The organism is Noviherbaspirillum sp. ST9, from assembly GCF_048799745.1.
GTDB lineage: Bacteria > Pseudomonadota > Gammaproteobacteria > Burkholderiales > Burkholderiaceae_D > Noviherbaspirillum.
On sequence record NZ_JBLWFR010000169.1, the window covers coordinates 1 to 564 of the forward strand.

Genomic DNA, 564 nt, shown 5'->3' on the forward strand with positions numbered 1-564 from the left:
TGGGAACTGGCTCTGGGGGAATTTCATGAACCGGCGCTTCGACGAGAAGCAACAACACGACCCTCTGGTGGTCCTTGCAACCCTTTTTCAGGGTAAAATTAGTCTTGACGAAACCGAGCGCATAAAAATACTCGAATCCATGTACGACTCAAGACATCAGGCACAGGAACGCCTGTGGAGCGGGGATGAGCTGGAAACAAGAAACATCATTACCAATGTGAGGATTTTCCCTGAGTACAGAATGGCCTATACGGAAAAAATCTTAAATATCAGGAACAAGGACAGCCGCAAGTGGGGCGGAAATCAGGAGGCCATCTACACCTTCCACCTTCCGGAAGGCTCTGTAGTAAGCTCCCTCTCCCTGTGGATTGCCGGCAAGGAAGAAAAAGCCTATTTGACCACTAAATCCAAAGCAGACTCAGCATATAAACAAATCGTAGGTGTTGAGCATGAGCAGCGCGACCCTTCGGTGATACACTGGCAGGAAGGAAACAAAGTAAGTGTACGAGTCTTTCCATGTACTCCAACCGAAGACCGGAAATTCAAATTAGGAATTACAGATCG

The 564-nt window shown here is 47.9% G+C and carries 1 protein-coding gene; it reads left to right on the forward strand.

Annotated elements, in window-relative coordinates:
* Nucleotides 1-25 precede the first annotated feature (25 nt).
* Nucleotides 26-564, forward strand: a 539-nt coding sequence (locus tag ACNOHI_RS25350; protein WP_420477493.1) for an XrtN system VIT domain-containing protein, incomplete at its 3' end; no start/stop codon positions are given.